Below are 4129 nucleotides of genomic sequence, written 5' to 3'. Positions count from 1 at the left end.
GTTCCTATAATATATAAATTTTCTGGTATCCTTAAACCGGCATATGGGTTCTCCCTAGGCAAATATCCATTAGGAAATATTCTATCAGTAAGTAATCCTTTATTTTGATCAAAATATCGTGATTCAATAATGCTTAAATATTCACTAAGATAATATTCAACCCTTGCTAAATTCATTTCATCTAAACAAATAAAATAGGGTTTATTTATATTTTTAGGTTCAGAGGCTTTTTTAATTATCCTAGTTAATTGACCTGGCACAAACCTATCATTAATATTTTTGTATCCAAACAATTCCGTACTATCATTCCAATCTGGTTTAACACTAATAACATTATATTGACCATTGGAAGACGTTGCTCCTACTGCTTCTGCAAATAATTTAACTAATTTTGACTTTCCTGTTCCACTTATTCCAGCCAGAATAAGGAAAGGCTTTGTTTTTAAACTAAGATAAAAATTACTTAATTCTTCATATGAGAATATATAACCCTTTGCCCTAATAATTTTATCAATTTTGCCAATAACATCTTTCATACTTCCCTCTCCAGAATCTAACATTTTAGTTTCAGTTGCCACCTTGTTCCTTCCGGTAAAAATTATATTGTAATAATCATTATAAATTCTAATCATTTCCTGTAAATCTTCAACAAATTCTGCTTCCCTTGGAAAATTATCCTTTAAATACTCCTTATAATAAATTGATCCAATTTCATAATCTACATTTCCCATGATTAAATCATTATCTGTATTGAATCTACTATTATTTAAAATATTTCTAATCATTTCACGAGTAGAGACCATTGCCTTTCTAGCTGCTTTAGTTCCCAGCTCTTTCTTTAAATTTGTACACCCTTGATTTAAAGTTAAATATACTCTACTCATATCTTGGGAAAATAAATATACTATATATACTCCCCTTTGAATAGTCGTAGTAATATTATCATTATATATAGCTATCCAAGGGTATTTTGTCCATCCCCCTGCTCCAGAAGAACCTCTAGCACTCAAACCATATTCCTCAGCGATATTTTTAACTGCATCTGTAGCAGTATAATTTACTAATTTAAACATTTCATGATTTTTATTGAATCTACCTTTTTTTATACTTTCTAAATAATTATCTAATATCTCTTTAAAATGATTAGTTATCAATGTATCACCATCCGTATCAGACTATGCTTTCTACATTTTTACTCTACACCTAATGCCTTAAATACAGCATCTTCTGCTGATTTATAAAAGATTAAATTAAAGGAACCAACTAGTTCTGGTGGAACCGTTCCTAAATCTGCCGCTGAAGTCAAGGGTAATAATACTTTTTTTGCTCCACTATCTTGACATACTTGTAATGTATTAGCTAATTCTTCTACCTTTATTAAGGTTCCTCCAATACTTACATCGCCTAAAACAGCCATACTGGTAATTACAGGTTTTCCTAATGCCACCGAACATATAGCAATTATAGTGGATAAAGTTAACTCTGTTGTCATGCCTATACCATTTAGATCCTGTATATGTATAAGATAATCTTTTGTAGTTGTACTTATACTTCCACTTATACTACCACTATTAGCCTTAAGATACTTATAAGCATTGTCTACTGATTCTTTAGCCCTAGAATTAGAACCTATACCTGTTCTTTCAAATTTTCCATTTCCAGAAGTCATTTGAGTTTCCATCTTATAAACTCCTAACATTCCAGAATCTCCTCTAGATACACTATATAAATGTCCTGGTTTACCTATACCATCTGGAATAAGAGTTCCCCCACCTTGTTCAGGTACAGAAACATACTCCTCTTCAAAAGTTTCATTATCTATATATGAAAAGTTTACATCATAAAACTCCATTCCACCTATTTTTTTAAGTTGTTCTTTAACCCTTCTTCTCATTTCCAACGAAAACCTTAAAATCTTTTCAATATCTTCTTTTCTATACTCTCCATGAGGATATATTAGTTTTACCATTCCTGAAATAGTCTTTTTAACAGCAATAGTATCTCTTTGATTAAGTTGACTACCTAATTTAAAATATTTTTCGTAGCTATCACCATAGGATATTTTTCTTAGCTCCCTCATGACTTCAGCAAAATAATCTGTAATAAATCCATAATCATCTGTAAAGAAATCTGGTCTATACTTAGGTATTTCCCACCCTGGAGAATAACAATGCATTCTATCTAAGAAAGCAGTATCCATCCCCATAGCTTCAGGAAAAGGCTCAAATAAGTGAGATGTCTTTAATAGCACATCTACAGATTGATTTATATTTCCTACAAATACAAAAGAAGCTGTTGCATTTTTTTCTTCTTTTCCCCGGGCGAAAGATCCTGATGCCATGTAGTCTTTCATTATTTGTACCCCATCATTATCTTTAAAAGTAATGCCTGCTACTTCATCAAATGCCACACAATCCCACATACCAACTAGACCTACTTGTCTAGTACTCATATTATAAAATAAATTAGCCACAGTAGTTTGTCCACCTGAAACCAGTATAGAGTTTGGTGAAATTTCTTTATAAACATGAGACTTTCCCGTCCCTCTTGGCCCTAATTCACAAAAATTATAATTATTTTCTACTAATGGTACTAATCGTACTAAATGCAGCCATTTTTCCCTTTCATCAAGTCTGTCTGGCTCCATTCCCGTACTACGTAAAACTATATCTATCCATTCTTCAGTAGTAAATTCAGATCTAGCCTTTTTAAATTCATCCATATCTATCCCAGGCATTTGGACAGGAGTTAACTTGTTTATAATAAAAGGAACTCGATTTCTATCTCCTTCATCAAAAAAATATTCCATCTGTACTATACACCATATTCCACCAGACAAAAGTCTTTCATATTTAGATGGGTAAGTATTGGATATAGGAACACCACTAAGTCCTAAATTAGAAAACTCCGCTTCATAAGTATCTTTCTTATAATTTAATTTTACTGACACTTTATCTATAACAGTATAAGCCCCAGTTTCTCTAAGCTTAGAAATAATCTTCTGTGCCTCATCTGGCCTTACATAATTCCTAGATAATATATCCTTTACATTTTGAACGCCTTGTTCAATTATCTCTTCATCCTGAGAAGAACAATACATGCCGAGCAAATATTCCAGTACGTATACTGGAACATTTGCTCCCTCTTTTATTCTTTTAGTCAAATCTTTTCTTACAATTTCCCCAGAAAAGTGAGTTAAAAGTTTATTGAGTAATTCATCTCTATCAAATAAATTAGACATCTAACTCCCCCTTATATATCAAAACCAAAATCATCTGCAAAAGCTATATCTATCATAACTTGCTGTCTATGAATTTCTATACCTGTTTCTATATCTGTTATTGTAAAATAGTATTCCTCATCTCTCTTATATTTTTTATTTCTAAGCCTAAACTTTAAATTAAATATACGATTAGCTGAATCCTTTGATTTACTTTTTGCTGTATAAATTTCTTCATTAGATATTAATTCTCCATCTTTATCTACAAAGCTAATCTTATATGTTGTAGGTTTAATAATATCTGAAACTGGTTCCTGTTGTACAAAATCTAGGCTTAAGAGTAAGCTAGTAATTTTTGAAATCATACTTATAAGAGATATTTTTACACTTTCCGTTTCTATAGCACCTCTTTTGGTCTTCACTTCAATTACAGGGACTATAACTTCTTGGGGAGAACTTCCACCATGTACAAAATTTTGTCCTCCTCCTTGAGTTTTAAATATATTAGAAGTTAGTGGTGTAGTTATAGTCCTTTTGTCATAGTTACCTAATACATCAGAGATAATTATATTTTTAGTACCTATAGTATCATAACTATTTTCAGATATAATAAATCTCCTATTTATCTTGTCGTCTTTATCAAAAAACTTATCTATTTTCTCTGATTCCTTATTCTTCCCTCTAGTATATATAAAACCATGATCTGCTGTAATTATAAATTTTGTTGCCGAAATATTATTTGTAAGCCTTTTTATAATATCCTCTATTTCCTCTATTGCTTCATAACAGGCTATAAAAACTTCATCCTCTGTATTTAATTTATCTCCTCTAGCATCTATTTGATTATGGTAGATATAAATTATTTTCTTACCGGAGAAAAACTCTCTCATATCCTCTTTCTTCATTTTT

The 4129-nt window shown here is 31.0% G+C and carries 3 protein-coding genes; all 3 read right to left on the bottom strand.

Annotated elements, in window-relative coordinates; all coding sequences use genetic code 11:
- Nucleotides 1–1154: DUF3578 domain-containing protein (locus VK071_06040; GenBank protein HLR34875.1), on the bottom strand; the 1154-nt coding region annotated here is incomplete at its 3' end.
- A 38-nt stretch (nucleotides 1155–1192) separates the two neighbouring features.
- Complete coding sequence (gene brxL / locus VK071_06035) at nucleotides 1193–3241, bottom strand: protease Lon-related BREX system protein BrxL (GenBank protein HLR34874.1); 2049 nt, start codon at nucleotides 3239–3241, stop codon at nucleotides 1193–1195.
- Nucleotides 3242–3252: 11 nt separating this feature from the next.
- A partial coding sequence (locus tag VK071_06030) for a PglZ domain-containing protein (GenBank protein HLR34873.1) occupies nucleotides 3253–4129 on the bottom strand: 877 nt, incomplete at its 5' end.

Source organism: Tissierellales bacterium, from assembly GCA_035301805.1.
In the GTDB taxonomy this organism is placed as follows: Bacteria; Bacillota; Clostridia; order Tissierellales; family DATGTQ01; genus DATGTQ01.
This window is presented reverse-complemented; position numbering and strand designations above follow the sequence as displayed.

Excerpts from the sequence above, each read along its gene's own strand:
- brxL (HLR34874.1), bottom strand. The coding sequence starts at position 3,241 with ATGTCTAATTTATTTGATAGAGATGAATTACTCAATAAACTTTTAACT.